This window comes from Microvirga pakistanensis, assembly GCF_004458765.1.
GTDB classification, from domain to species: Bacteria; Pseudomonadota; Alphaproteobacteria; order Rhizobiales; family Beijerinckiaceae; genus Microvirga; species Microvirga pakistanensis.
This window is the reverse complement of record NZ_SPJX01000184.1, coordinates 416026-441885: the sequence shown is the minus strand read 5'-3', so window position 1 is coordinate 441885 and position 25860 is coordinate 416026. Positions and strand designations below refer to the sequence as shown.

The 25860-nt window shown below is 60.8% G+C and carries 21 protein-coding genes; 13 read left to right on the top strand and 8 right to left on the bottom strand.

The window, feature by feature from the left end; all coding sequences use genetic code 11:
* Positions 1 to 280: 280 nt before the first annotated feature.
* The 3 genes from E4K09_RS09865 to E4K09_RS09855 all read right to left on the bottom strand — a co-directional run bounded on the left by E4K09_RS09865 (position 281) and on the right by E4K09_RS09855 (position 4493).
* Complete coding sequence (locus E4K09_RS09865) at positions 281 to 607, bottom strand: IS3 family transposase (protein ID WP_166802244.1); 327 nt, start codon at positions 605 to 607, stop codon at positions 281 to 283.
* Positions 608 to 788: 181 nt separating this feature from the next.
* Entirely contained in the window at positions 789 to 2186 is a 1398-nt protein-coding gene (tagH, locus tag E4K09_RS09860; protein WP_244610433.1) for a type VI secretion system-associated FHA domain protein TagH, read from the bottom strand.
* A 462-nt stretch (positions 2187 to 2648) separates the two neighbouring features.
* Positions 2649 to 4493 (bottom strand): type VI secretion system Vgr family protein, encoded by a 1845-nt coding sequence (locus tag E4K09_RS09855; protein WP_134496564.1) that lies wholly within the window; start codon positions 4491 to 4493, stop codon positions 2649 to 2651.
* A gap of 91 nt (positions 4494 to 4584) precedes the next feature.
* On the opposite strand from E4K09_RS09855, the gene E4K09_RS09850 reads away from it, so the two are divergent.
* From E4K09_RS09850 to E4K09_RS09805, 10 genes are all read left to right on the top strand, one after another.
* Complete coding sequence (locus E4K09_RS09850) at positions 4585 to 5124, top strand: OmpA family protein (RefSeq protein ID WP_134496563.1); 540 nt, start codon at positions 4585 to 4587, stop codon at positions 5122 to 5124.
* Between the two features lie 10 nt (positions 5125 to 5134).
* On the top strand, positions 5135 to 6613 hold the full coding sequence (locus E4K09_RS09845; RefSeq protein WP_134496562.1) for a type VI secretion system protein TssA: 1479 nt from the start codon (positions 5135 to 5137) through the stop codon (positions 6611 to 6613).
* Positions 6614 to 6712: 99 nt separating this feature from the next.
* Entirely contained in the window at positions 6713 to 7234 is a 522-nt protein-coding gene (tssB, locus tag E4K09_RS09840; protein WP_134496561.1) for a type VI secretion system contractile sheath small subunit, read from the top strand.
* A gap of 27 nt (positions 7235 to 7261) precedes the next feature.
* On the top strand, positions 7262 to 8770 hold the full coding sequence (gene tssC / locus E4K09_RS09835; protein WP_134496560.1) for a type VI secretion system contractile sheath large subunit: 1509 nt from the start codon (positions 7262 to 7264) through the stop codon (positions 8768 to 8770).
* 131 nt (positions 8771 to 8901) lie between these two features.
* Complete coding sequence (locus E4K09_RS09830) at positions 8902 to 9384, top strand: Hcp family type VI secretion system effector (RefSeq protein WP_134496559.1); 483 nt, start codon at positions 8902 to 8904, stop codon at positions 9382 to 9384.
* Between the two features lie 151 nt (positions 9385 to 9535).
* The gene (gene tssE, locus E4K09_RS09825) at positions 9536 to 10000 is read left to right on the top strand and encodes a type VI secretion system baseplate subunit TssE (protein ID WP_342211343.1); all 465 of its coding nucleotides are present in this window, start codon (positions 9536 to 9538) and stop codon (positions 9998 to 10000) included.
* Positions 10001 to 10006: 6 nt separating this feature from the next.
* Complete coding sequence (gene tssF, locus E4K09_RS09820; protein WP_134496558.1) at positions 10007 to 11965, top strand: type VI secretion system baseplate subunit TssF; 1959 nt, start codon at positions 10007 to 10009, stop codon at positions 11963 to 11965.
* Positions 11962 to 12990 carry a type VI secretion system baseplate subunit TssG gene (tssG, locus tag E4K09_RS09815; protein ID WP_134496557.1) on the top strand — a complete coding sequence of 343 codons (1029 nt, stop codon included), beginning with the start codon at positions 11962 to 11964 and terminating at the stop codon, positions 12988 to 12990. The genes tssF and tssG overlap by 4 nt, the downstream gene beginning before the upstream one ends.
* Positions 12991 to 13005: 15 nt before the next feature.
* Positions 13006 to 15738, top strand: coding sequence for a type VI secretion system ATPase TssH (tssH, locus tag E4K09_RS09810; protein ID WP_134496556.1), 2733 nt, complete (start codon positions 13006 to 13008; stop codon positions 15736 to 15738).
* A 99-nt stretch (positions 15739 to 15837) separates the two neighbouring features.
* Positions 15838 to 17574 (top strand): DUF4384 domain-containing protein, encoded by a 1737-nt coding sequence (locus tag E4K09_RS09805; RefSeq protein ID WP_166802243.1) that lies wholly within the window; start codon positions 15838 to 15840, stop codon positions 17572 to 17574.
* Between the two features lie 281 nt (positions 17575 to 17855).
* Here the strand turns inward: E4K09_RS09805 and E4K09_RS09800 are convergent.
* The 4 genes from E4K09_RS09800 to E4K09_RS09785 all read right to left on the bottom strand — a co-directional run bounded on the left by E4K09_RS09800 (position 17856) and on the right by E4K09_RS09785 (position 23161).
* Positions 17856 to 18810 (bottom strand): IS630 family transposase gene (locus E4K09_RS09800; RefSeq protein WP_244610426.1). Its coding sequence is split into 2 segments (ribosomal slippage): positions 17856 to 18467 and positions 18469 to 18810, totalling 954 coding nucleotides; the frame shifts between segments, so codons are not numbered across the junction.
* 93 nt (positions 18811 to 18903) lie between these two features.
* Positions 18904 to 19356 carry a hypothetical protein gene (locus E4K09_RS09795; protein ID WP_134496554.1) on the bottom strand — a complete coding sequence of 151 codons (453 nt, stop codon included), beginning with the start codon at positions 19354 to 19356 and terminating at the stop codon, positions 18904 to 18906.
* Positions 19353 to 20132, bottom strand: coding sequence for an Imm49 family immunity protein (locus E4K09_RS09790; protein WP_134496553.1), 780 nt, complete (start codon positions 20130 to 20132; stop codon positions 19353 to 19355). The genes E4K09_RS09795 and E4K09_RS09790 overlap by 4 nt, the downstream gene beginning before the upstream one ends.
* Before the next feature lie 38 nt (positions 20133 to 20170).
* On the bottom strand, positions 20171 to 23161 hold the full coding sequence (locus E4K09_RS09785; protein WP_134496552.1) for an RHS repeat-associated core domain-containing protein: 2991 nt from the start codon (positions 23159 to 23161) through the stop codon (positions 20171 to 20173).
* Positions 23162 to 23305: 144 nt separating this feature from the next.
* On the opposite strand from E4K09_RS09785, the gene E4K09_RS09780 reads away from it, so the two are divergent.
* The 3 genes from E4K09_RS09780 to E4K09_RS09770 all read left to right on the top strand — a co-directional run bounded on the left by E4K09_RS09780 (position 23306) and on the right by E4K09_RS09770 (position 25019).
* Positions 23306 to 23764 carry a PAAR domain-containing protein gene (locus E4K09_RS09780; protein WP_134496551.1) on the top strand — a complete coding sequence of 153 codons (459 nt, stop codon included), beginning with the start codon at positions 23306 to 23308 and terminating at the stop codon, positions 23762 to 23764.
* On the top strand, positions 23761 to 24288 hold the full coding sequence (locus tag E4K09_RS09775; protein ID WP_166802242.1) for a DUF4123 domain-containing protein: 528 nt from the start codon (positions 23761 to 23763) through the stop codon (positions 24286 to 24288). The genes E4K09_RS09780 and E4K09_RS09775 overlap by 4 nt, the downstream gene beginning before the upstream one ends.
* 137 nt (positions 24289 to 24425) lie before the next feature.
* Positions 24426 to 25019 (top strand): hypothetical protein, encoded by a 594-nt coding sequence (locus E4K09_RS09770; protein ID WP_134496549.1) that lies wholly within the window; start codon positions 24426 to 24428, stop codon positions 25017 to 25019.
* 306 nt (positions 25020 to 25325) lie between these two features.
* Here E4K09_RS09770 and E4K09_RS09765 read toward each other — a convergent pair whose 3' ends face one another.
* Positions 25326 to 25634: a hypothetical protein gene (locus E4K09_RS09765; protein ID WP_134496548.1), complete on the bottom strand. Its 309-nt coding sequence runs from the start codon at positions 25632 to 25634 to the stop codon at positions 25326 to 25328.
* Between the last annotated feature and the right edge of the window lie 226 nt (positions 25635 to 25860).

Here is a 25860-nt window from a genome sequence, read left to right as displayed (position 1 = left end):
TCTCGCCTTTTTGGCCTGGCGTCGGCCAGGGGCAAGAACCAGTCCTAATCGATGCATTTTGCTCGAACCTTGCCATTGAACGCCTCGACGCAGCCGTTGCTGATAGGCTTGCAGAGACTTGAGAAGTCCAGAATAACCCCATTATCATAGTCCCGGAGATCCAGAGCGCGCGAGGCGTATTCGGGGCCATTGCCCACCCAAATTGCTCGCAAAACGCCACGGTTCCCGCCACTCGGCTGAGCGTCGTGGCCACGTCAGCTCCGGTGTAGTGGAAGCGGGCCTAGATCGCCGGCGAGAACTTTGAAAACGCATCCACGATCGTCATGATCCAGACAATGCGGACATCGAAGAGCTGATTGGACAGGAAGTCCCTTGTCCACACCTCATGCGGGGCCGAGGGCGGCTCGCGGTCCGGGCGTACCTTTGCAGGCACTTTGCGCCTTGGCCGTTTGTTCCTGATCTGCAAACCTTCTTCGACATACAGCCGGTAGACACGCTTGTGGTTCACAACCCATCCTTCACACGGCAACAGCACGTGAATGGGTCGATAGCCGGAGCGGACGCGGATCGCGGCGGTCTCCCGAAGGCGCTTCAGAAGCGCCTGCACCAGCCGGCGCGAGCCATAGAAGGAGGATTTCTGGAACTGCAGTGTTGGACACCTTCATGACCCATTTCCTTCTGCCAGCCGGGACATATTGCGGGAAAATTCCCGCTTTGGCCGGTCCAGTTTCTGGAGTTCAGGTCAGGCATACCTCTTACCCCTTACTACCAAGTCGGCTCGGTAAAGCCTACTCCTGTCGAGGCGTGCCGCTGCGATCATAGCACTCAGCGAAGTGATGCATAAAGGCATCGACTATTCCGTGCTCATATGGTGCAGTTTTCGCGTGCCAGCTGACCACATAGGCGTCCCAGAGTCTCGCCTTTCGAGATCCCATCATTTTCCAGATGCCTCTGTCGGAACTCAGCGCCTCCTCAATTGCTTGAGGATCGAGATCCTCGATGAGGAGCCGCAAGGCTCCCTGCATGGCAGCATACGTTTTCACCTGATGCACGCTTAAGTCCTTAAAACTCTCCTCAAAGGTCCGTCTAGCATCGAAATAACCACTTGTCGGACGCCCAAACATGAGCCGCAGGGCGTCCTCAGGTGTTGGGGAGAACTTCAGAGGATTGTTCTGGACGGCCTGAACCATTGTCTGATTTGTGCTGCGCGCAATGCGCTTCGTCTCTGCGCGTGCAGCAAGCAGCTTCTTGAGGTCAGTGGCAATCAAGCGCATGAGGGAGCCCAACAGCTCGGCAAATTCGTTGGGATCACGCCAGGCAATCACTTCCACTGGCAATTCCGCGCCTTTCGCAAAGGAGCGCACAAAGTCCATGTCGTCGGCTGCAGGCCCTCCGGACAAAGGCGGCTCCGCTTGCTCCCGACGAGGAGCGACCGATGGCGGCTCTACCGGAGCAGCATTCTCCGGTTTCACCGCTTGGGGTGCTGGGACTATTGTGAAGTCCTCCGATTGGCTCGGGTCCTCCCGGTGCTTTCGGGTTAAAGGTTGGGTCCAGTCCGCCTGATGCGTCCGAGGACGCGGGACAGGTGAATCCGGCTCAAGGGGCACCGAATCCTTTGGCATCATCCACGCCATGTCACCCTTTCCGAATTCCGGCGCGGGTTCTGGAGCAGAGGACCAATCGGCAAGCGGCGGCGGGACGAGCGGCTGGCTGAAGAAGTCCGAATGAAGCGGCCGTGTCTCCCGTGCCGGCTCAAGGTCGCGGCGCGGCAGCGGGGGGGCACTGTCGTCGGAAGGAGCCCAGAAATCCGGGGGGTCGAACGACACAGGCTTCAGTGTCTCACGCACGGGTTGGCTAGTTTCCGCGTCCTCGTTTAGGGTAACTAGAATAACGTAGTGACCGATTGCAAACCGGTCCCCGTTGCGCAAACGGTGAGGCCCCTGAAGACGGCGGTCACTCCCGTTCAGGTACGTCCCGTTTGTGGAGATGTCGTGGAGCCAATACCCATCGTCGCGAAACCTAATCTCGCAGTGCTTCCCAGAGATCGTTCGGCTTGGGTCCGGAAGAGTCCAGTCCAGATGCCGGTCGCGTCCAATATCGATCCCCCGTTTGCCTGTAACAGTGATGCTCAGCGGGCCGCCGTCAGGCAAACTGGTCTCGTTATCGATCGAGAGGCGAAGGGCCATCATCGGTCACCTCCCACCAGCGCTTGATGGTCGATGCCCTGTGTGCCCATGTGCGCCCGACCGCGGGCTGCACGGTTCGTCAAAGCAGATGCTAATCTGTGTCGCTCGTATGTCAACGCTAACCTTCGCATGGTCTGTCGGAACCGCGATCCACCTAACTTGACCGATCGGGCGCGGGAGACCAGCATCGCCTGTTCATCGCTCGTTATTGTGCCACTCGCCCAGCCGGCTGCCAAGGCGTTCGAGACCGCCCCTGTGTTTCCGTGCGCTTTTTGCTCGGTGCACCGGAACGTCCGGCCTGACCATCACGAGGGAGTAATTCGTTCCCTCGGACATAGCGCCAGCCGCAGGCCCGAACGAAAACAAGAGGTACCTCATCGGATAGGCGATGCCCTTCTCGGCAGCCGGTCACGCGAGCGTCTAGAGAGTGCCACACGGTGCGAGAGGCGACATGATGCAACCTCAGTTCAGAGTAATGATTCCGCCCTTTACGACAACCGACATGTCACCTTTTATCTCCGTACTGACGCTCTTCACTGTCACTTGTGGTGAGTCGATTGTCACGCTGTTCGGCTCCACTGTTATCGTGGAGAGCCCGACTTTCAGGACGATGCTGGTCGTCGCCTCAACTAGAAGGCTACCCTTGTCGATGTTGAGGACGTCGTCACCATTCTTGACAATGGTGCTGCGCGCCGGAGCGCCCTTGACCGGAGAGAATTTCTCCCCAATCTCGCGCGTCTCGGCATTCTTGATGACAGCACTGAGATCCTTCTCGGCATGAAGGCTGACGAGCTCCTCGCCTTTCTTATCCTCAAACTTAACCTCGTTGTACCCGTTGCCTCCCTTGGTGGAGTTCGACTTCAGGCCTGACTGGGTCTTGTTGACCGGCAGATCGTAGGGCAACTTGTGCTTGTCGTTGTAGACCGTCCCGACGACGAGCGGCTGGTCCGGATCCCCTTCGAGAAACTCGACCACAACCTCCTGACCAATGCGCGGGATAACCTGCCCGCCCCAACCCTTGCCGGACCATACCTGTGCGACGCGGACCCGCCGGGATGTCGTCTCACTCTCCCGATCCCAGTGAAATTGGACATATATGCAGCCGTATTCGTCGACGTCGAGCTCCTCACCTTGCTGACGTTTTTTTGCAACAACACGGGCGGTTTGCGGGCCGTAGACGAGCGGCTTCGGGGTCACCGGCAGCGCTCGGAAACGGCGCTCACTCTTAAGGAACTCGTATTGCCCGCGATAGGGTTCTGCGTTCCCGAGGGAACCGTCACTGGATCGGTAGGCCTCCTGACCGAAGCGGTGGCTGGCGCGGACGACCATATGCTGAGCGTTTTCCGAGCGCACTGGGTGATCGGACAGGGTAAACAGAGCACCCGGATAAAGGCTCGGCGCCTCACCTTCCGCATACCGTCTCTCATCAAGGGCTTGCTGAGCTTGAACCCGTATCTCGGCAAAGCGCTGGCCGTCCTTCCTGTCGCTGTACTTGCCGGGATAGTCGTATCGTTCGTACTGCCGCGCTGCGGCGATGCCCTCTTCCTTTGAGCGGCGCAGATCCGCTGTCGACTGCTTGAAGTCGTAGTCGTTCAATTCGACCCGCCCAGTTCGCAGCCGCCGCTCCGCCTGCCATTCAACGAAATGGTCGGACTCGCGCCGGTCAGACTGGCCGCGAGGAAGAAACGGATAATTCCCTGCCCCCGACGCGTTTGCGGGAGCGCGCTCGAGATCGTGCGAGGATTTAGAGTCGGAGAGGACAAGCTTGTGGTCGCTGCCGCAGTGACTGAAGTAGTAGTAAATCCCATGTTGCTCCATAAGGCGGCAGACGAAAGCGAAATCTGTCTCACGATACTGCACGCAGTATTCCATTCTCTGGTACTGCTCCGTCAGCCTGTCGTCGAAGTTGCTCTTTCCCTCCTTCTTGAAGATCTCCTTGATGATTTCCGGCGCAGTCTTGTCGTGGAAGATCCTACAATCCGAGCGTTGCGACAGAAGCCACAACCACGGCCTTAGGACAAACCGATAGCCCCAGTGCTCGCCCTGCGCGCCAAGAAACTGAGCCTCGGCCAAGACGCCGCAGAACGTTCGGGTTCGGCCGCCCCGTAGGTGATACTCGACGCGGCACACCTCGCCGAGGATCTTACTCAGATCGGCATCGTTCGCGCCGCTCAGCGCCTCTATTCGGTACTCAAACAACTCGCTCAAACCCTCCATTCCCTCGAACCGCGTGAGAACGAAAAAATCGATGCCCAGAGGTGTGTTGAACGACGCGAGCCGTTTGGCTTGGCTGAGCCCAGAACTCATGACAGGCCTTTATCTTTGATCCAACTCTCTATGTACTTGACGATACATGGTCCATTCGTCATAGTCGAGTGGACTGGAGAATGGGGCGCCCATGTGCAAGAAACCTCTCCCCGCTATTCTTGTCGTTTGCTTATCATTCCTGGGCACCGGCGCTCTCGCCGACCCCGCTTATAAGGCCCGTGACATCATTCAGCACTTTGCTCCCAAAGCGGAGCTCGGACCGTCGCGAGGACTCTGTATTGGCCATGAGGGCGAATGCGGCGGGCAAGGGCCGCCTGCCAGTGTGACGCCGCCGACTGCAGCCTTCGATCTCGTCGTCACCTTCGACTACGACTCCGACACCTTGACCAGGGACGCTCGTGAAAACCTGGACGAGTTTGCAAAGGCCCTCAAGGACCCCCAACTTGCGGCCACGTCGTTCCGAGTTGAAGGGCATACGGACGCACGCGGGAGCGACCGCTACAATCTGAGTCTGTCCGAGCGGCGGGCTGCCTCAGTTGTCCGGTACCTCACTGAAATAGGGATCGAGCCGGGCAGGCTCAAGCCACGCGGGTACGGCAAGACACAACCGCGCACACCTGACCCAAACGACGCCTCCAATCGCCGGGTCGAAACCGTCAGGGTCCAATGATGTTAAAGTCATGGAAACCCATCAGCTTCTTGGTTTCCGGCTGGGCTCCTCTGTCATGGCTCTGATCGACTATGCAACCCTGACGCAGCCAGTTGCAGACACATCGCCGTGTGGACCGGATCTCGATTTGCAAGGAGATGCGCATTTCCTGAACCTGCTCGCCCGAGTCGATGGCCTCGTCCCGCAGGGCACCTACTTTGTTACGGAGGAGGATACAGGGCGGCTCGTCCCGTTTCGTCCAAAGTTCAAGCTCGACGACGAAGCTCAGGCCATTGGTGACCTCCTCCGATCAACGCGCGACCTCCGGCTCCTGACAATCTTAGCGAAGTTCACCATCCTTAGCCGTGACCTCGCGAATTTCGCACTAAGTGTGGACGCGATTGCCCACCTCCTCAAGCAATGGTGGGACGATGTCCACCCGCGCGCCGACGATGGTGACTTCACCCTGAGGATGGTGACGATCCAAACGCTCGACGAGTCACCCACCGTCGTCCAGCCGCTCCAGTACGTCCATCTCGTGCCCAGCCGCCGTTTCGGATCGATCACCTATCGAAATATCCTGGCTGCTAGCGGTAAGGTGGTCCCGCGGGAGGAGGAAGAGGTCCCCGACCTCTCTACCGTTGAGGCCGCATTCCGCGAAGCCGACCTGTCGGTGCTGCGGCACACTCGCGATCACGTCGCTCTGCTCAAAGATGCGCTCGCCCGTATCCAAAGCGTGTGGGTGGCGAATGTCGGCTACGACCAAGCAATCTCTTTTCCAAAGCTCGCGCCTGTCGTCGCCGAACTGCTGCGGGTTCTGGACGACGCGATCACTCGCCTCGATCCGACGGCGCCGATCCCGGAGCCGACCGAAGCGCCGGCCCACCTCCCTAACGGGAGCGGACCGAAAGCCAGCATTGGCGCTCTCCCAGCGGCCCCGATCACATCGGCCGCGCAAGCAACCATAGCGTTGGCCGCCGCTGAAGCATACTTCTCGACCCATGAGCCCTCAAGCCCTGCACTTCTCCTTATCCAGCAGGCGCAGCGCCTCATGGGCCGCTCCTTCAATGAGGTTCTCGAGATCTTGTTGCCTACTCACCTTGAGCGGGCAACATTCCGGTTCGGCGCTGACCCAATGTTCGAGCTGCCGATCCATCTCCTCGCCGGGAACGGCGTGGCCGGCCAGCCCAGCGAAGATGCGGCGCTAGGCGAGACTGCGGACCCGCCCCTCGACACGGCCGCCAGTTCCCCTCGTTCAGACCAGGATGGGGCGACCAGCAAGCTATCCCGCCCCATAAACGCCCAAGCTGGTGACGTTCCGACGTACACCGCTCAGAGCAGGCAGGAAGCGACGGTGCTGCTCCAGCAGGTGGGAGCATTCTACCGGTTGAGCGAGCCGGCCAGCCCAGTTCCTCTTCTGACAGACCGCGCCTGCGCCTTCACTCAGAAAGATTTCCTGACCTTGCTGAAGGATGTCTTGCCAGGATTGGGAGTGGCAATATCCGGTTAGTGGTTGGCAATTTTGATCTGTTGTCTGCTCACGAGAACTGTCTTTGAATAGACTAAAAGAGTTCCCGCTGCAGAACACGGGAGACGGAGATCAGAACAGATGACCGATACAGGCCAGAAATTCATTCGCCGAAACCGGGCACCGAGGGTCCACATCTCCTACGAAGATCCTTACGATGCCGAGAGGAAAGTGGAACTCCCCTTCGTCATGGGTGTCCTGGCTGATCTTTCGGGCAATAGGCCAGGTGTCGAGAAACCTGACGTCGGAGAGCGCAAGTTCCTCGAATTTGACATGGACAATTTCGACCAGCGGATGGAGGCGATCGAGCCGGGCGTTGCATTCCGGGTCGCCAACAAGCTTGGCGACGAAGATGGCGAACAGCTCTCCGTCGAATTGAAGTTCCGGAAAATGGACGACTTCTCGCCGGCAGGGGTTGCCCGTCAGGTTCCCGCGCTCGCCCGACTGCTAGAGGCTCGCCAGCAGCTCTCGAATCTCTTGCGCTACATGGACGGTAAGGCGGCCGCAAGCGATCAGATTAGAGCCCTCCTGGCAGACCCTCAACTCATGGCAGCTCTCCAAGAGCGCTTGGGTGAGCCGCACGCTCAGGCCGACACCGAATAGATGCGAACCGAAGACAGGGTTATTTCCATGGCGGAAGTGGCAGGAACAGGTCAGCACCAAGCTGACACGATCGTCGAGACCCGTGATCCCGATGCCTTTGCGACACTCCTCAAGCAGAGCTTCAAACCGCGAACCGAGCGTGCGGCAACCGAGGTTGAGAACGCCGTTGCCACACTCGTGAACCAGGCACTAGCCGACACGACACTGATCCAGGGCGATGTTATTGATACCATAGAGGAGATGATCGCCCGGATCGATGCGAAGCTTACCGCGCAGATGAACGAAATTCTTCATGCAAAGGAGTTCCAATCCATCGAAGGCGCCTGGCGCGGCCTGCATTACCTAGTCTTCAATTCCGAAACGGACTCGATGCTTAAAATCCGCGTCATGAACATCGGTAAGACCGAGCTTTCGAAAAATTTGAAGCTCTATCCCGGAGCACGATGGGATCAGAGCCCTCTGTTCAAGAAAGTCTACGAAGCGGAGTATGGGCAGCTCGGGGGCGAACCCTTTGGGTGCCTCATTGGCGACTACTACTTCAGCCATGAGCCAAAGGACGTTCAACTTTTGCGAGACCTAAGCAAGATAGCAGGGGCGGCCCACGCCCCATTTTTTGCCGGCGCCGATCCGATCCTCCTAAGAATGGATTCATGGACTGAGCTCTCGAATCCCCGCGATATCGGCAAGATCTTCGACACTCCCGATTACGCTCCTTGGAAGTCACTGCGTGACTCTCCGGATGCCAAGTACGTTGGCCTGTGCCTGCCGCGGGTGCTGGCCCGGCAGCCCTACGGAGCGAAGAACGAGCCAGTGGAGGAATTTGCGTTCGAGGAAGAAACCGATGGACACAAGGGCGAGAAATATACCTGGATGAATGCGGCCTATGCGATGGCCGCCAACGTCAATCGGGCCTTTAAGGATTATGGCTGGTGCACCCGTATCCGCGGCGTGCAGTCCGGCGGCGAGGTTATGAACCTCCCGACCCATACCTTCCCGACCGATGACGGCGGCATCGATCTCAAGTGCCCGACCGAGATCGCCATCAGCGACCGCCGAGAAGCAGAGCTTGCCAAGGCAGGGCTTATCCCACTCACCCATCGAAAGAACACCGACAAGGCTGCCTTCATTGGCTGCCAGTCCGTCTACAAGCCGAAGCAATACTTCGGGCCAAACGGCGTCGAAGCGACAGCGTCCGACAACCTCTCCGCCCGCCTGCCGTACATGTTCGCTGTCTCCCGCTTCGCGCATTACCTAAAATGCATGGTTCGCGACAAGATTGGGTCAACGAAGGAAGCTCCGCAGCTGACCCGTTGGCTGCAGGACTGGATTTATGAGTATGTCGACCCGAGCCCGGCCAATTCCTCGGAGGAGATGAAGGCCAAGAAGCCATTGGCCGATGCAAAGATCGAGATCGTTCCCGACGAGGAGAACCCTGGCTATTACTCGGCGCGGTTCCACCTTCGGCCGCACTTCCAGCTTGAGGGAATGGACATCGGGATCAGCCTGGTATCCCGTATCCGCTCCGCCGATACCTGAGATATTCTCCGGCGTGATTCCCGCGCCGTGGGAAATTGGTCCATTCTGCTCGGCGAGGTGATCCATCTCGTGCAAGTCTCCGGCGCCGAGGAGGATGTCCGTCCTTAACTGCAAGCAACAGGAGAGACTTGATGGCCGTCGACATGTTTTTGAAGATCGATGGTGTAAAGGGCGAAGCCCGCGACAAGGCCCACAAAGAGGAAATCGATGTGATAGCCTGGGCCTGGGGATTGGCCCAGAGCGGCACTGGCCACGTCGGTGGTGGCAGCGGCGCCGGGAAAGTATCGGTGCAGGATCTGCTCGTCACAAAGTACATCGACAAGTCATCAAGCGACCTGATGTTCCATTGTGCGTCGGGCAAGCATGTAAAGAAAGCCGAGCTGTTCGTGCGCAAGGCTGGTGAACAGCCCCTCGAATATCTCAAAATCACCATGGAGGATGTCTTAATCTCCACAGTATCGACGGGCGGAGCGCAACAAGATGAGCGTCTAACGGAAAATGTCGCCCTGAACTTTGCGAAGGTCAAGGTCGAGTATAAGGAGCAGCAGGCGGACGGTAGCGGCAAGCCTGCCGGCAACTTCGGATGGGACGTCGCCGCCAACGCCAAGTACTGACTGCAGAGCCGTGCGACGCCTCTGACTGCGTCACGCGCCCGGTACGGTTGCGGAGAGGAGAACACGAGTGGCCGGAACTTCACGCAATGACCGTCTCAGCCCTCCCCTCATGCATGCGTTCCGGGCCGCTCACGCCAAACGTGACGCGAAAATGAAGATTGACGAGCGGGATGAGGATGGCGAGCGGATCATTGCTCTTCGCCGCACGCTTAGGCGCGGCACGATCACGGAATCCGTGCTCCGGACTGAGGTCGCCATCGACCTTGAGGCTCTGATGAACACGATCGCGCTTGAGTCGAGCCTTGACCTATCCAACTTCGACCATGTTCGCCACTCCGTCCTGAACTTCGGCCTTCCAGACGTGGTCCATCGCTCGATCGACGAGTCCGCAGTCGCCGACATCTCCGGCGAGATTCGTGAGGCTTTGCAGATCTATGAGTCCCGGCTCGTGTCGAACTCCATTGAGGTGGCTCGTGATGCAACCGTCGATCCGAAGCAGCTCAAGGTGCGGTTCGTTGTGCGAGCGGACCTCCATTGCGACCCAGTCAATATCCCGGTCGAGTTCGTGGCCGATGTTGAGATCGACAGTGGCAAAGTCGTCATCAAGCGGCTCTGAGACGCCATGAATCGGGAGTTCATCGAGCTTTACGAGAACGAGCTAGCTCTCCTGAAGGGACATGCCACTGAGTTCGCGGCCGAATACCCTGGCATCGCTGAGCGCCTCGGCGGCCTCGTCGACGATCGCCTCGATCCCATGATGCTGGGGCTTCTCGAGGGAGCCGCTTTCCTCGCAGCCCGCGTCCAGCTCAAGCTGAAGCATGAGTTTCCCGAATTCACCAACAACCTGCTCGATCAGCTCGTTCCGCACTACCTCGCTCCGACGCCCTCCGCGCTACTTGCGAAAATCGTTCCGCCCTACGGCGATCCGGCCCTCCGGGAAGGTGTTCGTATCCAACGCGGCTCGTACATCGATGCCACCTACCGCGAACGCGAGCGACGGGTGGCATGTCGCTACCGACTCACGTCCGGCGTAATGCTCTGGCCCTTCGAGATCACGGAGGCCGAATATTACGGTACGCCTGGCCCGCTTCAGGCCCTCGGCGCCTCAGTCGGACCCAACGTCGTTGCCGGCTTGCGCCTCAGACTCACCCATCGTGTGGCTGGGCGAGCCGAGGACGAACCGCCGGCGACCCAGGCAGATACCCCTCCGGAGGCATGGGTCGCGGGCTGTCGCATGTCGGAACTGCCGGTCCATCTCCTCGGCGCCGAGGCCGACGCAATCGCCCTCTATGAGCAACTCTTCGCCCGTTGTGCCGGCCTCTGCATCCGGTGGGCCGACCCTGAAGGTAAATCCGTCGTGGCGCCGTTGCCGTCCGGAAGCTTGGAGCAAATCGGCTTCGCACCCGACGAGGCGCTGCTGCCGAATGACCAGCGTCTATTCCGGGGCTTCGATCTGATCCGCGAGTACTTCCTGCTGCCGCGCAAGTTTCTCGGCTTCAGGATCCGGAACTTGACTAAGGTGCTCGGTACGGTACGGACACGGTCTTTCGATGTCCTCTTCATGTTCAACGAGGTCAACCCGCGCCTGCTTGCCGCCGTACAGCCCGGGGTGTTCGGCCTCTACGCCGCTCCTGCGGTTAACCTGTTCGATCTGTCGACCGATCGCGTTCCGGTCCGCTCAAACCAACACGAGTATCACATCGTACCCGACCGCAGCCGACCCCTTGATTTCGAGCCGCACAGAATTCTTGCCGTTTTCGCCCATTATCACGGCGGCCGCGAGAAGGTGCCGGTACAACCGCTGTACTCGGCCCGAAGGGACGGCAGAGCGGATTCGGGCCTCTTCTATACCATTCGTCGCCTGTCGCGGCAGAGGACGGCTCAGGAGCGTCAGTTCGGCTCAGCGTCCGACTATATTGGCACCGACGTGTTCCTCAGTCTGTTGGAGCCGTCCCAGCTTGGCTCCGATCCCGAGGTTGCGGAACTCAGCATTCGTGCCCTTTGCTCGAACCGCCATCTTCCCGAGCATCTTCCCGTCGGCGAGGGAGGGGCCGATTTTCGCCTGATCGACAATACAACCCTCGACATTCTCTGCGTCGAGGGTCCGACGCCGCCGCGAGAACCTGTCACCAAGCAGATCCGCAATCGATTGGAGGTCCTGCATTCCGGTGCCGTCGCCTGGCGGCTGATCAACATGCTGAGTCTCAATCATCTCGGGCTCATCCAGCGCGGAGCCGGACGAGATGGACGGGCGTTGCGCGAGATCCTGTCCCTGTTCAGCAATTCATCCGCCAGCTCCGACCGGAAGGTTTCCGGGGTGCGCAGCATCGACAGTGAGGCGGTGGTCCGGCGTGTCCGTCATCGCGCGGGCATCGGGGCAGCCCGCGGTATCAGGATTACGGTTACCCTCGATGAGCGAAACTTCGAGGGAAGCGGGGCTTTTCTTCTTGGTGCCGTCCTCGATCGCTTCTTCGCCGAGTACGCTGCGATGAACCATTTCACCGAGACGGTCATCCGCTCGACCGAACGCGGCGAGATTATGCGCTGGCCTGCCCGGGCCGGTGAACGGAGGCCCCTGTGACTTACCTAGAGAGGGCCGAGTTCGAGCCGTGGCGTTACGACTTCTTTGCCCTCCTCCGGCGCCTCGAACGAAGCTTTGCCGATAAGCCGCGGATCGGGGCGAGCGCCTCCCGACAGGACGAGTTCGTGGCCCTCGGAGCAGATCCTTACCTCGCGTTCCCGGCCTCGACACTCGGCAGCATCGATCGAGACCCCCAGGACCGAATCCGGGTGGTGGTTCGGTTCCTCGGGCTGCTCGGCCCTCAAGGGGCCCTCCCTCTGGCGACCACCGAAGAGGTTTACGGCTGGCTGCAGCCTCCCAGGCGCGACGACGCGTTCCCGCGGTTCCTGGACATCCTCCAGCACAGATTTCTCCAGCTCTTCTTTCGGGCTTGGGCGGATGCGCGGCCGATCGCACAGCATGAGCGGCCGGAAGCCGACCGGTTTGCGGCCTATGTCGGCTCCTTCATCGGCGTCGGCTCCCCGCCGTTCGATGAGTTGGGCGCCGTTCCCGACCTGGACAAGCTCGCCTTCGCCGGCCTGCTTGCCCCACAGGCGAAGTCAGCCTCGCGGTTGAGGAGCTTTCTATCGGGCCTGACCGGCCTAGAGGTCGAGATCGATCAGTTCGTCGGATCATGGCTCTGCTTTGAGCGGGCTGATCGGACGCGGCTGGGGCAAAGCCATACCGACCTCGGCGGGACGATGATGCTGGGCGCCAGCGTCCTGAGTCTTCAGGACAAGTTCCGCGTCCGCCTGTTCACACGGGACTTGACGACGTACTGCCGCTTCCTGCCGTCCGGCAATCAATGCGATTTTCTCGCCGATGCCGTATTCTTGTATCTCGGCGAGCAACTTGATTGGGATGTCGAGCTGGCCCTACCCGCCGGAGCGGTCGAGCCTGTCCGCCTCGGGCGCTTTGGGCAGCTCGGCTACACGAGTTGGCTGGCACCCGATTGGGCCGCGACGGATGAGAGCATGCGGTGCGACGCCCGCTTCCACCCTACCGAGCGCCAAAGACACCGGCGCACGCATCGAAGCACGGGTTAGCTCAGGGGGCTTGAAATGGCCGACATCAACATCGAAACAGTCACCGGAAAGCTGAACCGAGCCGGATACGAGGCGTTCAACCAAGCGTTCTATCATGCCAAGAGTGCCGGAAATCGGAACGTGGAACTGGCTCATTGGCTGTTCCATATCCTGCAACGCGACCAAAGCGATCTCTCGCTCACTGCGGACCATTTCAATCTCGACCGCGGCCAAGTCCTCGCAGCACTCGCAGCCCTGATCAACGGCTTTCGAACGAACGAGACGGAGATGCCCGGCATCTCGAATGCGATCGTCGACCTGCTCGACCGCGGCTGGTACTATGCGACCCTGTTCTTCGGCGAGACGCAGATCCGGACAGGTCATCTCCTGGTCGGTGCTCTCAAATCTCAGGAACTCCGCCGTGCTCTGACGAGCGCCTCGAAGGAGTTCGCCAAGATCAACGTGGACCAGCTCACCGCCGAGCATCGGACGATCTGGAAGAACTCCGAGGAGGAGAACCTGCGTCCGGTCGACAGCGTGGGCCTCCAGAGTTCCGGGCCGGGCAGCATGCCCCTAGCAGCAGGTCCGAAGGGCAGCACCGCTCTCGACCGGTTCTCGCAGGACCTCACGGCCAAAGCCAAGGCTGGCGAGATGGATCCCGTCGTGGGCCGCGACGCAGAGATCCGGCTGGTGATCGACGTGCTGATGCGGCGGCGGCAGAACAACCCGATCCTCACGGGCGAGGCCGGCGTTGGCAAGACCGCCGTCGTCGAGGGATTCGCCCAGCGCCTCGCTGCGGGCGACGTGCCGCCGGCGCTTCGCGGCGTCCGGCTATGCGCGCTAGATCTTGGCCTGATGCAGGCCGGCGCCTCGATGAAGGGCGAATTCGAGCAGCGCCTCCGTTCCGTTATCGATGAGGTTCAATCCTCACCTGTCCCGACGATCCTGTTCATCGATGAGGCTCATACGCTGATCGGGGCAGGCGGACAGGCGGGCACGGGCGACGCGGCCAACCTCCTGAAGCCGGCTCTCGCTCGGGGAACCCTCCGCACGATCGCGGCGACCACATGGGCCGAATACCGTCAGCATTTCGAGAAGGACCCGGCGCTGACACGCCGCTTTCAGCCGGTCCAGGTCGACGAGCCCGACGTCGCGCGGTGCTGTGACATGCTGCGCGGCATCCTGGGGCCAATGGAAAAGCATCATGGAGTCCGAATTGCCGATCACGCGATCGTCGCAGCCGTCAACCTATCACACCGCTACATCCCGGCTAGGCAGCTGCCCGATAAGGCCGTCAGTCTGCTCGACACCGCCTGCGCGCGGGTCGCGATCAGCCAAGCAGCGATCCCGGCCGTGATCGAAGACACCCGGCGCAGCATCGCCGCCCGGGAGAAGGAAAGGGAGAGCCTCGTCGCCGAGCGCGATCTCGGTGGGACCAGCGAAGCGCGCATCGCCGAGATCAACACCGAACTCGCTGATCTCGGCACCAAACTCGCCGAGCTCGAACAAAGCTGGCAGGCCGAACAGGCGATCATCGAGGAAATTCGTCAGCTGCGCGAGAAGCTGCGGCAGGCCGATGAGAGCTCCGACGGGAGCAGCGCCGACCCGGATAAACTCCGCCAGGAACTGCACCAGCGCTTTGACGCCCTCGGCGACATCGATCCCGAGACGCGGATGATCTACGCCTATGTCGACGAGCAGGCTGTCGCGTCGGTGGTTTCGGACTGGACCGGCATTCCGGTAGGCCGGATGGTTCGGGATGAAGTCGAAACCGTCCTGACGCTGCCGGAGATCCTGAACTGGCGCGTCGTGGGCCAGTCGCACGGCCTTCGGATGATCGCCAAACGGATTGAGACTAACCGGGCGCGGCTCGACAATCCCAACAAGCCGATCGGGGTTTTCATGCTCTGCGGCCCGTCGGGGGTCGGCAAGACGGAAACCGCGCTCGCGCTCGCTGAAGCGCTCTACGGCGGCGAGCAGAACATGATCACGATCAACATGTCGGAATTCCAGGAGGCCCACACCGTATCGACCCTGAAGGGAGCGCCTCCCGGATATGTCGGCTATGGCGAAGGCGGACGGCTGACCGAGGCCGTGCGGCGAAAACCCTACAGTGTCATTCTCCTTGACGAGGTCGAGAAGGCGCATCCCGACGTCCACGAGATCTTTTTCCAGGTCTTCGACAAGGGTCAGATGGAGGACGGAACCGGGCGGCGGATCGACTTCAGAAACACCCTGATCATCCTCACGTCCAATGTCGGGACGGATATGATCATGGCTCTGGCGCAGGATCCGGTCTATGCGAACGATGCCGAGGCATTAGCCGCGGCGCTCAAGCCGGAACTCCTGAAGGTTTTTCCGCCGGCGCTCCTTGGACGCATCGTGACGATCCCCTATTTCCCGCTGTCTGACGAGATGCTCGGCGGGATCGTGCGACTGCAGCTCGATCGCATCGGCAAACGGGTTCGTGAGAACCACGATACGACGTTCAGCTACGACGACGCGGTCGTGCAGCATATCGTCTCCCTGTGCAACGATCCCTCCTCAGGCGGGCGGATGATCGACAACATCATCACCAACACTCTACTGCCCACGCTGTCGCGAGGCTTCCTCACCCGCTCACTCCGGAACGAACCATCGACCGATGTGCACCTGACAATCGAGAATGGAGATTTCGCATATCGGTGGGCCGGCGACACGATGGCAGCGAGTCAGGCTCCGGATGCGACCCCGACAGATCCCACAGCGGAAGGCGTCGCGGCGGAGTAGGTGACTAACAGTCCGCGGGTCAGGATGGTTGGCTTCGCGTTGCCGTGGCCAGCAATTGCCGCCGGTCCCGTGGCTCAGACAAAACGGAGATGCCCGCTCGTGGACCCCTCCGAGGACACGGCTGCAACGAACGAGGAGAACACCGACGACATCACGGTCACCGGTCTGTGCGTCGAGTTGCCGCGTGTGCAGGTTCCCCGCACCTCTCTCGCTGCCTGGGTCATGGCGCTCGGGGTGCATGCGATGGGCTTGGTTGCATGGATCGAACTCTCGAAGGTACCTGACCCGCTGCCGCTCCCGTCACCGCCGATTTCCCTCGACGTGGTCGTCGAGCACCCGCTCAGGGAAGCGGAGGCCAAGGTCCGAAGCGACCTGAGCGCGGTTCTTGCCCCGTCGGAGCCCACCCCACTCCCGAGCATCGCACCGCCAGCGGCTGAGCCCCTGAGCTCTCCTCCGGTTCAAGCGCTGCCCGAGGTCCACGCATCGTCCAATCTGGTCGAGGCTGTCGCCGCCACCCCCCTGCTCCCCGCGGCCGAGGCGAAGCCGGAGAGTAATGGGGCGGTCGCTGCACTTCCGGACCTGACCGCCGCAGTTCCACCGTCGCCGACGGTTACGGGGGGCCCGAAGGATCACGACCTTCCAGAGGCCCGAACATCGCTCCAGGCGATATTGCCTACGTCGCCGATCGCGGCGGAGCTCGGCCAAAGATCTCCTCAGCCGCTCTCGCCCACCGAGGCTGCTCCCGAGGAAGTCCGCGTGACGGCTCTTGCCGATCCCGTTCTGTCTACTCCGGTTCCATCCGAGCCGCTTCTCGTTCCGCCGCCGGATCGGGATCTTTTGGAAGAGCGCCCCTCGCCCCACTCGATTTCGCCCAGAGCCCCGAATGTAGCTGAGCCCCGTCAAGGACCTCCGCCTCAGCCGCTGTCGCCGAGCGAGGTGGTTCCGGACACGGTCCCTATAACGGCTCTTGGGGCTCCCCTGTCGTCCGCTCCGGCGCAGCACGGGTCCGAGCCGATCCCTGTTCCGCCCGCCGACCCGCCGGAAGCAGCTCGGATCGCACCATCGACACCGGTAGCCGAGCCCAACGTTGTCGCGCTCGTACCCGCGCCTCTTCCCATCCCGGCGCAGACTGCCGACCCGCAGCGCCAGTTGCAGGACTCGCTCCAATCGTTCGAGTGCGGCCGCGTCGAGGCTAACGTCACCGAGGACGGCGAGACGGTGCAGCTGAAAGGACATCTCAGCTCGGCGGCTGAGCGGACTCGCCTAATCGAACAGGTATCCGGGATCGCCGGGTTGAGGAAAATCGTGGATCGGGACCTCTACGTGGTGGGAGAACCATACTGCCACGTCCTGAGCTTCCTCGGGCAGCCGTGGCTCGCTCAGTCGACGGACCAGCGCTTCGGGCCGGGGGCGGTCGGCCAGCCGGCCCAGTCTGGCGTCGTCCGCTTCACCGGCGGCATGCCGCTCGAACTCCAGCTCGTGACGCCGACGTTCCCCAGCTACATCCGCGTGGACTACTTCACGTCGGATGGACAGGTCTATCATCTGCTTCCAGGCGGCGGGTCACCGGACCAGCCACTTGCTCCGAACCTCAAGGTAACAGTCGGTGGTGCCAAGGGCCGCGGGCTCAAGGCCAGGATCGGTCCGCCCTATGGGCTGGATCTGGTGGTTGCCTTGGCGAGCGACCAGCGGTTGACACTTGGGACGCGTCCGGCTGCCGAGAGCGGGCACGGATATCTGCGGGCGCTTCAGTCGGCTGTTGAGCGGGTGCAGCGCGAGAATGCTGAGAGCCGCCTAGAGTTTTCCTATTATCTTGTGCTTACAGCGCCACACTAATTTTGGCCGCTGTCCCGTGATCGGCATCAAGTCGTACGCGCGGGCCGTCGGTCATGGTTTGAGGTAATCAGGGCTTAGCGCAATGCTTACAGCGATTAGCGAGTGTGCAGATGCAAGACTAAGCGCCAGCAACCCCTTATTGTGACTCGTCTGCTCGCCAAACCCTCACGCTACTCTTATCCTTCTGCGTGACGTCATTAGCTCAATTTTACCAGTCATTACGTGAGGAGAGAATGCAGCATGACGGGACAGGCTTGGACAAGCTCTAAAGCATCGGACGCTTACACGGGCGCATATCCGGCAGCCCTGAGGAAGTTCCAGCACTCCTGTGGCTCAAACAAATCGCAGATGTCGCCGAGAGCGCGCCAGAGCGCGTCGAACGTTCGGGCCTCGGCCTTGCGCAGGTGTGCCTTTATCTTGGCGAAGGCCTGCTCAATTGGGTTCATGTCTGGACTGTACGGGGGCAGGAACAGGAACCAGGCGCCGCGTTGCTTCAGACACTGCGCGGCCTTCTCGCTCTTGTGGGCGGCTAAGTTGTCGAGGATCACCACGTCGCCTTTGTGCAGGCTCGGCGCGAGTTGTGTCTCGATGTAAGCCTCGAACGCCAACCGGGTGATCGGGCCGTCAATGATCCACGGCGCGCTCAGCTCATGGCAGCGCAGCCCAGCAATGAAAGTGTTGGTTGTCCAATGCCCGAAGGGAGCGCTCATGCGCAACCGCTGGCCTTTGCGCGAGCGCCCGCGCAGCCGGGTCATCTTGGTGTTGACGTAGGTCTCATCGAGAAACACCAAGCGGTGCGGCTGCTCGCGCATGCGGGCCTGACGCTGGGCGTGCCAGACCCGGCGCTCATCCCGCACGTCGGCGCGTGCGCATTCCGAAGCCATCAGCTGTTTATTCGAACGTGAAGCCGCACCGGCACAGGAAGCGCGAGAGCATCGCCGGGGCTGCGACGACCTCGTGCTTGTCCAGCAGCCTTTTGGCGAGTTCGGGCATGGTGATGGCAGGCCTCTCGACGGTCTGGATCAGGAAGCTCTCATAGGGCACTAGCTTGCCGCCTCCTGGCGGACGGCCCTGACGGGCCGGCGCTGGCGAGCCGGTGTCCCGCGTTCGCCGCACCAGCTTGATGGCACAGCTGTCACTGACCCCAAAGTGGCGGGCCGCCGCCCGGCAGGAATGGCCCGCCTCGACGAAGTCAGCCACCCGCACCGGAAGATCGAGAGAATAGCAGTGACCCATGATCCACCTCCCGTTCGACAGAGTGAATCACAGATCGCACCAGCCCAAAACCCCGGGAGTCGGATTTCCAGTCCGGTGCTCTAAACGGCTTTTCTACCCATGGAGGACAGCCAGCGCATGCCCTCTCTTTGCCGCCTCTCTAGACGACAACTGTATCGCATGCAGAACATTTTCGATGATCTCCTGGTCGACGCGGGGATCATCAATTTCTTCACCAGACAAGTCAGAAACCACGAAATCTAAATCAGCTGCTTGCTCGGGGTTGAAGTAGCCGATGCTTGAAGTGCCAGGATCATTCCCGAGCACATTTCCAGGTGAATTATTGAATGTAAGGACCGGAATGAATTTCTCTCCGCCAACATGCGCATCAATCGCCTCGAGAGCATACATGAATGTGAGTTCATCGAGTTCAATCTGCGCCCACAGCGCGCCCCAGCGCTTCACCTCAGCAATCAACCGCTCAAAGCGCTGCCGATCACTTAGGCCATCGCCATTCCTTGAAAGCTTTCGCTCATCAATGACGTAGTAGGAGAATGTCTCACTCATGCGGGTATGTCTACCAAGAGTCCAAATGGAAGGTACGGTGAATTCACCCTACAGGTATATCCTCTCTCCATTCCGAGGCGAGCAAGCATAAGGGCTGGCAGCGCGATAAAGCCGTCCGCTAGAAGCTTGTACTCCCCCTTAAGTGCCTCGTCGCGGTGCGCGTCAACGAGCTCCACAACCGCACGCTCCCACTCGCTGACATTGCCGGCCTGGAGTGCCTGCAAGCCGCGAGCCTTTGCGAGGGTGAAGACATGATCATCGCGGGACGCCGAATCAGCCTTAGCGCGTTTGATGACAGATGCTAAGACCTCTGCATCTAGAGTGCCTCTGCTCAGAAATTTTATCAGTTCAACCAGGTACTCACCAAAGAGTTGAGTCTCCAGATGCGGTGGGTATCTGTACTTATCCTCACGAAATGATCCAAGTGATTTCCGGAAGGAGGTATCACAGAAGCAGACGACTAGGCTTATTGCCTTCTCGAACTCGTAGGGATTCCGTGAATCAGTCGCATTTGGTGGCTGTCGCCCATGTATGCCCTCTAAAAAGTACTGCCCCGCCTTGGCTAGTGCAGCGCGGACTTCGGCTGGAGAACCCTCTTGCTGGTAAGTCATTGTGCCAATCTCGAAGTTCAGATCCGCAATTGAAACAAGGTGACGTTCGCGTTGTCGACCAGCTTCAGGGGCCGCTGTCTCTTGGAGACTCTGTAACAATGCTATACTTTGAAGAAGGTTTTCTCTGATGACCGCATCAGAGATTTTGTTAAGGCGCAAACCCATATCTGACTCCGGTTTGTTCAACGTGGCAGCAGTTCGTTTCAGTTATATTTACCGCCGTTTGGGCATGGCAATTCATGCCCAATCCCATGGTCGTCGGCTTGGATGACCTTACCCCGGACGGGCGGCGATCCTGTAAAAAGCGCCGCCCGTAGCTCGGATCCGAGCTTTCTTTTCTCTGCGTCACTGGAGTTCCTCATCTCGTCCACGGTTCTGCGGACCCAATCTTGCGACATCTGCTCGCCCTTCTTAGCGTTCTTGCTCAATGTGGCGCCAGGGCCCTTCGCCTCAACAATGACGTACTCTGCAACGCTGCCATCTGGGTTTTTCTTTACATAGACTTGGTCGAAGCCTGTGCCAGGTTTGAAACCCTGTACCATCTCCAGCTCAGGGTGATTTTTCTCTATTAGGTCCGCGGCAGCACGCTCTCCTTTAGCCTCTGTGATTTTCCTTTTCGGGTGTGCTTTTGCCTTTCTACTTGCGCCCGCCGCTTCGAGTTCGCTCAGTTTCTTCTCATACGTAGCCCTCTGGGCATCGACATCGGCCTTGTGCTTATTGAGCCGGGCCCTCTTGGCCGCTTTCTCGGCCGCCTCCTGCGCCATCTTCTCCGCCGCCTCTTTGGCAGCCTTCTCAGCAGCCTCCTGCGCCGCCTTGCGAGCTGCGCGCGCGGCGAAGACGCCGCCAACGCCAGCAGTGACAGCACCCATCCCGGCCCCAAGTAGTGCATTCTTCAGGAGGTCTTCATTGCTGACCGCGCGGTCGTAGTAAGCGGCTTCCGCGCAGGTCTCGACAACACTCGTAACGGCGCCCTCGATTGCACCGACACCCATCGCTGTGCCTATGCCAGCGGCCGCCGTCATGCCGGCCGCCCCGAGGCCTGCTGCGACAGCGAACCCAACGGCGCCGCTCAGTGCGCCAATGGCGCCGCCGATCAGCGCTCCCTTGCCGATCTCGCTCCACCGGTTAGCGTCCCAAGGCTGTCCGCGCGTCTCCCAGGCCTTGAAGGCCGCACCCATCACAGCACCGATGGCCGCACCGATGAGGATCGCGGCTACGATCGGCAGGATCTCGCCTGTGGGGTCGGCGCCGTTGATCGGGTCGCCGGCAGCGTAGAGGTAGAAGTTGCCGCCGCCGCTCGGGTCAAAGGCTGGGTCGAATGTCAGGTAGCGACCCATGCTTGGGTAGTAGTAACGCGCGAGGTTGTAGTGCAGGCCCGTCTCGTCGTCGCGATACTGGCCCGGGAGGCGCCACGGATTTGTGACGGTCGCGTGCAGGACAACGGCCTCGCCGAACGCCTTGGACTTTGCGCGCCAGACCACCGCGCCCGACTCGTCCGTCATCGCAAGAGGCGCGCCGCGGTGGTCCGTGTGCTGCCGGTAGATTCGGCCGTCCACCCGCATTGCGAGGGGAACGAAGAGGTCCGGCAGGACGAGGTGGTCGCGTCGGGTCCAAGGTCCTTCCCCACCTTCCGCCCACTCGCAGAGGAGGGACTGACCGGCCCAAAGGTAACGCGTGACCCGGCCGTTGACCTTCTTCGAGATCCGTCGGCCGAACGCATCATAGGCGTACTCCGCCACGACGCGGCCGGCGATTTCGGCCCGGACGAGCTGGCCCTGGCCGTTGTAGCTCAGCTGGGCCGGCCCCCGCGGCGTCGCGACCGCAATGGTGCGCCCGAGCGCATCGTAGCGCGCCGCGCCCGCCGCCCCGCCGGTGACCCGGTTCATGCAATCGACCGAGACCGGCGCGCCATTCTCGAACCGGCGGTTTCCCATCGGGTCGAGGGTCCAGGCCTCTGCAAGCGCCGGGTCCGGCGCCTCGACGGCGGTGAGCCGGCCCACCGGATCGTAGCGGAAATGGCGCGCCGCCCCATCCTCGGTCATCGCGATCACGCGATCCATCGCGTCGTACTGGTACGCGAGCGCGCAGACGGCCGTCTCGGTCCGGGTCGAGGTCGTCCTGGCTTCGGTTACCAAGCCGAGCGGATTCGACTGGATGGCCGTCGAGACGCCATTCGGGTGCGAGAGGTTGGACATCTGGCCCGTCGGGGCCCACGCGAGCGTCGTCACTGCCCCGCTCCAGTCCCTCACCTTTGCCAGGCGCCCGTCGCCATCATAGGCAAAGCCGAGCCACTCTCCGTCGGGCAGAACGATCGCGGTCAGTAGGCCCGTCCTGTCCCGCTGGTAGCGGACCTTGATCCCGTTCTGGTCCTCCTCCACGAGGCGGCCTGCCGCGTCATAGATGAGGCTGACGCGGCTGTTCGGGCTCTCAGCCGTGACGATCCGGCCATCCTTCTTCTCGAACCTGACCCAGTGGCCGTCGGCGAAGTTTGCAGACTCCGGAAGCGGGCCCTCTCCCATCGCATAGGTCGCGACGCACGCACCGTTGACCCACCACTCCTTCAGGCCGCCCTCGGATCCGAGCACGAAGACGTTCCTGGTCCCGTCCGCCTGCGTGACCTGGAGGGTCCGTCGTCCCTCCTCGACGATCTCGACCATGTCCGTCCGGCAGCCGTTGCGGTCGATGATGGCAGTGACCTCTCCATCCTCGTCGCGCTCGCAGATCGTCACCTGATCAGCCTGGTCGTGGATCCCTTCGCCGCCCGGCCGGTCCTGGTCGAAGCGAACGGACGTCCCGTCCGGATACTCAATGGCTTCCGGCAGGCCGAAAGGATCTTGGCATATGCGGAATTCGCCATATCCCTGACGGGAGATCCTGCGCGCTCCGGTTGCGGGCTCGACCTCGCTCGTCACTACGAGACCGCCTGGCTCGGTGCGGCCGACCAGTTCGCCCTCGGCGTTGAACCGGTAGGTGGTGATCCGGCCAGCCGCCGAGCGAGTCTGAACAGCTCCGTCGTCGCGGAAGGCAACCTGGGCAGAGCGGTTCTCCGCATCGCGCAGATGGAAGACGTTGCGAAGCGCACTGGGTTCGACTGCTATCCCGAGCCGCCGAAAATGGCCGAGGATCTGGCGCCGTTGGAGCTGGCGCGCCAACAGATCAATCTGCTCCGACTCAATGCGCGTCGGCCCGCTCATGTCTCGCGAGTATCCAGGCCCACCTCCGGAAATTCGAGGCGTAACCGTGAGCGTAGATCCTCACTGCTCGGGGTGTCTAGATATCTCTTGAATAACCGGGCCCCACGCGGCGATAATCGTGAGCGATCAGTGGAGGTGCCACGAATGGGCATGCCCGCCGCGCGTTTGACCGATCTGCACACCTGTCCCATGGTGACCGGAGTCGTGCCGCATGTCGGAGGTCCGATCTCGGGGCCCTGCATGCCGACCGTCCTGATCGGCGGTCTTCCGGCCGCAAGGATCACCGACATGTGTGTTTGCGCCGGGCCACCCGACCTGATCGTGAAGGGCTCGACCAGCGTCTTCATCGGCGGACTGAATGCAGCTCGTGTCGGCGATACCACATCCCACGGTGGCATCATCACTACGGGTCTCGCTACCGTTTTAATCGGAGACCAAGCGGGCGGAGGTGCGCCCGCACCCGGCGATCAAACGGCCGGCAACCTGCTCGGCGTCTCGTCGGAAACCCAGCTCGGTGCGCTGGAGCGGGCCTCACGGGATGGAAAGCCGTTCTGTGAGAAATGCTACCAGCAGGCGCTCGCCAGGAAGGCAGAGAACGGGTGAACGAGACCAGCGATCCGGCCAAGCACTTCCTGAGCCAAGGCCAGACGAAGCCACAATCCACGTCGTTCTACGCCATTGTCGATGGCGCCCGCGATCCCTCCCTCCATGGACATTTACGAACCCTAGGCCGACCGTGTGCTTGCCTCTTCGCCGGGCCGCTCGAGCCGCAGATCGAGCGCGCCGCGCCCTACCTCGTGCTACTCGAACCAGAAGACGCGTTCACGAAGCGCTGGGCTACAGAAGGCCGAGGCCAGTCGTGGGGCATCATGTTCCGGGCGCAGGCCGATTTCGGGACGATGTGGCGCCATCTCCGCAAGCGCTTGGAGGTCGCCCTGCCGGACGGACGCCGTGTCCTTTTCAGATTCTACGATCCACGCGTGCTCCGGGACTACCTCCCAGGCTGCAGCAGTGAAGAACTCGACTTCTGGTTCCAATACGCAACAACTTACTGGATAGAGGCCGAGGATGGGGCGGACCTTCTGGTCTTTCAGCGTCAAGGCGATACGGTTGTGATCGGCCGGTAGGCTCAAGGCGACAATGTCTTGATCGCAGTAGACGACGGAGTCGCCAAACGTCCGCTGCTCCACGGGCGACTCCCATTCTACTTGGAAACTTTCGAAGCGTCCCGTATCCTCAGCTTGAATGCAGGAGGAGAGCCTTCATGTCCTTCCTCAACGCGTCCGAGTTTTCTGACCCAAAAAGCCGACTGCTCGCGATGGGGACGAACCTCAGCAGCCGAAATGCCATCACGGATCCAGCCGGTCGTGTGCTGGCCTATGCGCAGACTGGAGGGATATTGAACCCTGTTCGGCATGAACTTCACGCAGCGACGAGGATTTTTCGCTTTGGGGGAAGTGGACGTTCGCCTCAGGCGGTTGCCATGGGCGGATGGTGGATCGAACAACGGGAGTTCGAGAAGATCGTCAGCTTCGCCCAGACTCATGACCTTTCTGTCGGAATGGCAATGAGGTGCCTATGCCTCGTTCCGCCTGAATGGAGCGACGCAAGCCTTCTGATCCGTGCGCGCGTCGTACGCGACCTCTTGGCTTGGCGCGGGCTAGGAAACACAGTCGTGACCCCTGCCGGGAACGGGACGGTCCATCTGCCACACCAGAACGAGATTGCATCGCGACGGCTAAATCAGCTGTTCATCCCCGGGTTGAATGAGCCCGGGGTCGCCGCCATGGCTCTGGTCATAGAAAGCGATTACCCACTCAACCCGAGAGACAGTGTCCGCGGGTTTCTGTATCTTTGAGGGGGCGCCCCACGTCTCCATCCATGGAGCCACAAGGCGACCCACGGGCGAAGCATATCCGACGGACGTATAGGGGTCAGCATCTTGATCTTCACCGCTTGAAGCTCAAGAATACACCGTCACGAGACTTTCCGATGATGACAGTATTCGAGAAAATCCAGATCGGTAAGGTCGAGCGATGCTGTACCTTCGGATGACATTTGCGGCTACCGGCTTATCACCTGCCTTGATGGGAAGGCGCTGTTACGGAAACATCGTTGGGCTCGAATAAGCCCGCACAGGGTCGTTGGCGGGGCGTTTGATCAGTTACGTGCAGAGCCCCACGCTTTCATCTTGCCGCACGCGATTCCCTCCAACGCCTTGCAGGGCCTTATTGAAATCACCGCCCGCTTGATGAGGACGGGTTGCGTGATTTTCCTGTCTAAGCATGGAATGGCAACCTGCCGTAGAAGCGTTATTGAGCGCTTGCGCTTGAATAGCCATTCGTTGTTTGTTTTTGAGATACTTTGAAGAAAACTGTGCAGTACAGCCAAGCTTTTCAGCTAAGTCCTTGAAGCCTTTGGCGCTCCCTAGGGAGATCTCAAACCCCTGTTTTCGCCGCGAGAGGACGCGCAAGGATGCATCTGGTGTGCACGGGGTGCGCACGGGAAACTCGATGAACTCCGTGATACAATCTCAATGTGCCGGTAACTCATTGAGGGATATGGTGAGCGCGCTGGGACTCGAACCCAGGACCCTCTGATTAAAAGTTAGATGCTCCGTTCATTAAGCTGACGATGGCCTCACGATGCAAATCGCTTTGCTACCCTCCCCTTATCGGCTGGAGTGGCATCCGGTCCAT

Coding starts and splice junctions, on each gene's coding strand:
- tagH (WP_244610433.1), bottom strand. CDS start 2,186: ATGGCCCTTCGCCTCTCGATCGATAACGAGACCAGTTTGCCTGACGGC.
- E4K09_RS09855 (WP_134496564.1), bottom strand. CDS start 4,493: ATGAGTTCTGGGCTCAGCCAAGCCAAACGGCTCGCGTCGTTCAACACA.
- E4K09_RS09830 (WP_134496559.1), top strand. CDS start 8,902: ATGGCCGTCGACATGTTTTTGAAGATCGATGGTGTAAAGGGCGAAGCC.
- tssE (WP_342211343.1), top strand. CDS start 9,536: ATGAAGATTGACGAGCGGGATGAGGATGGCGAGCGGATCATTGCTCTT.
- tssB (WP_134496561.1), top strand. CDS start 6,713: ATGACCGATACAGGCCAGAAATTCATTCGCCGAAACCGGGCACCGAGG.
- E4K09_RS09845 (WP_134496562.1), top strand. CDS start 5,135: ATGGAAACCCATCAGCTTCTTGGTTTCCGGCTGGGCTCCTCTGTCATG.
- E4K09_RS09770 (WP_134496549.1), top strand. CDS start 24,426: ATGTCCTTCCTCAACGCGTCCGAGTTTTCTGACCCAAAAAGCCGACTG.
- E4K09_RS09780 (WP_134496551.1), top strand. CDS start 23,306: ATGGGCATGCCCGCCGCGCGTTTGACCGATCTGCACACCTGTCCCATG.
- tssF (WP_134496558.1), top strand. CDS start 10,007: ATGAATCGGGAGTTCATCGAGCTTTACGAGAACGAGCTAGCTCTCCTG.
- E4K09_RS09795 (WP_134496554.1), bottom strand. CDS start 19,356: ATGAGTGAGACATTCTCCTACTACGTCATTGATGAGCGAAAGCTTTCA.
- tssC (WP_134496560.1), top strand. CDS start 7,262: ATGGCGGAAGTGGCAGGAACAGGTCAGCACCAAGCTGACACGATCGTC.
- E4K09_RS09785 (WP_134496552.1), bottom strand. CDS start 23,161: ATGAGCGGGCCGACGCGCATTGAGTCGGAGCAGATTGATCTGTTGGCG.
- E4K09_RS09790 (WP_134496553.1), bottom strand. CDS start 20,132: ATGGGTTTGCGCCTTAACAAAATCTCTGATGCGGTCATCAGAGAAAAC.
- tssH (WP_134496556.1), top strand. CDS start 13,006: ATGGCCGACATCAACATCGAAACAGTCACCGGAAAGCTGAACCGAGCC.
- E4K09_RS09850 (WP_134496563.1), top strand. CDS start 4,585: ATGTGCAAGAAACCTCTCCCCGCTATTCTTGTCGTTTGCTTATCATTC.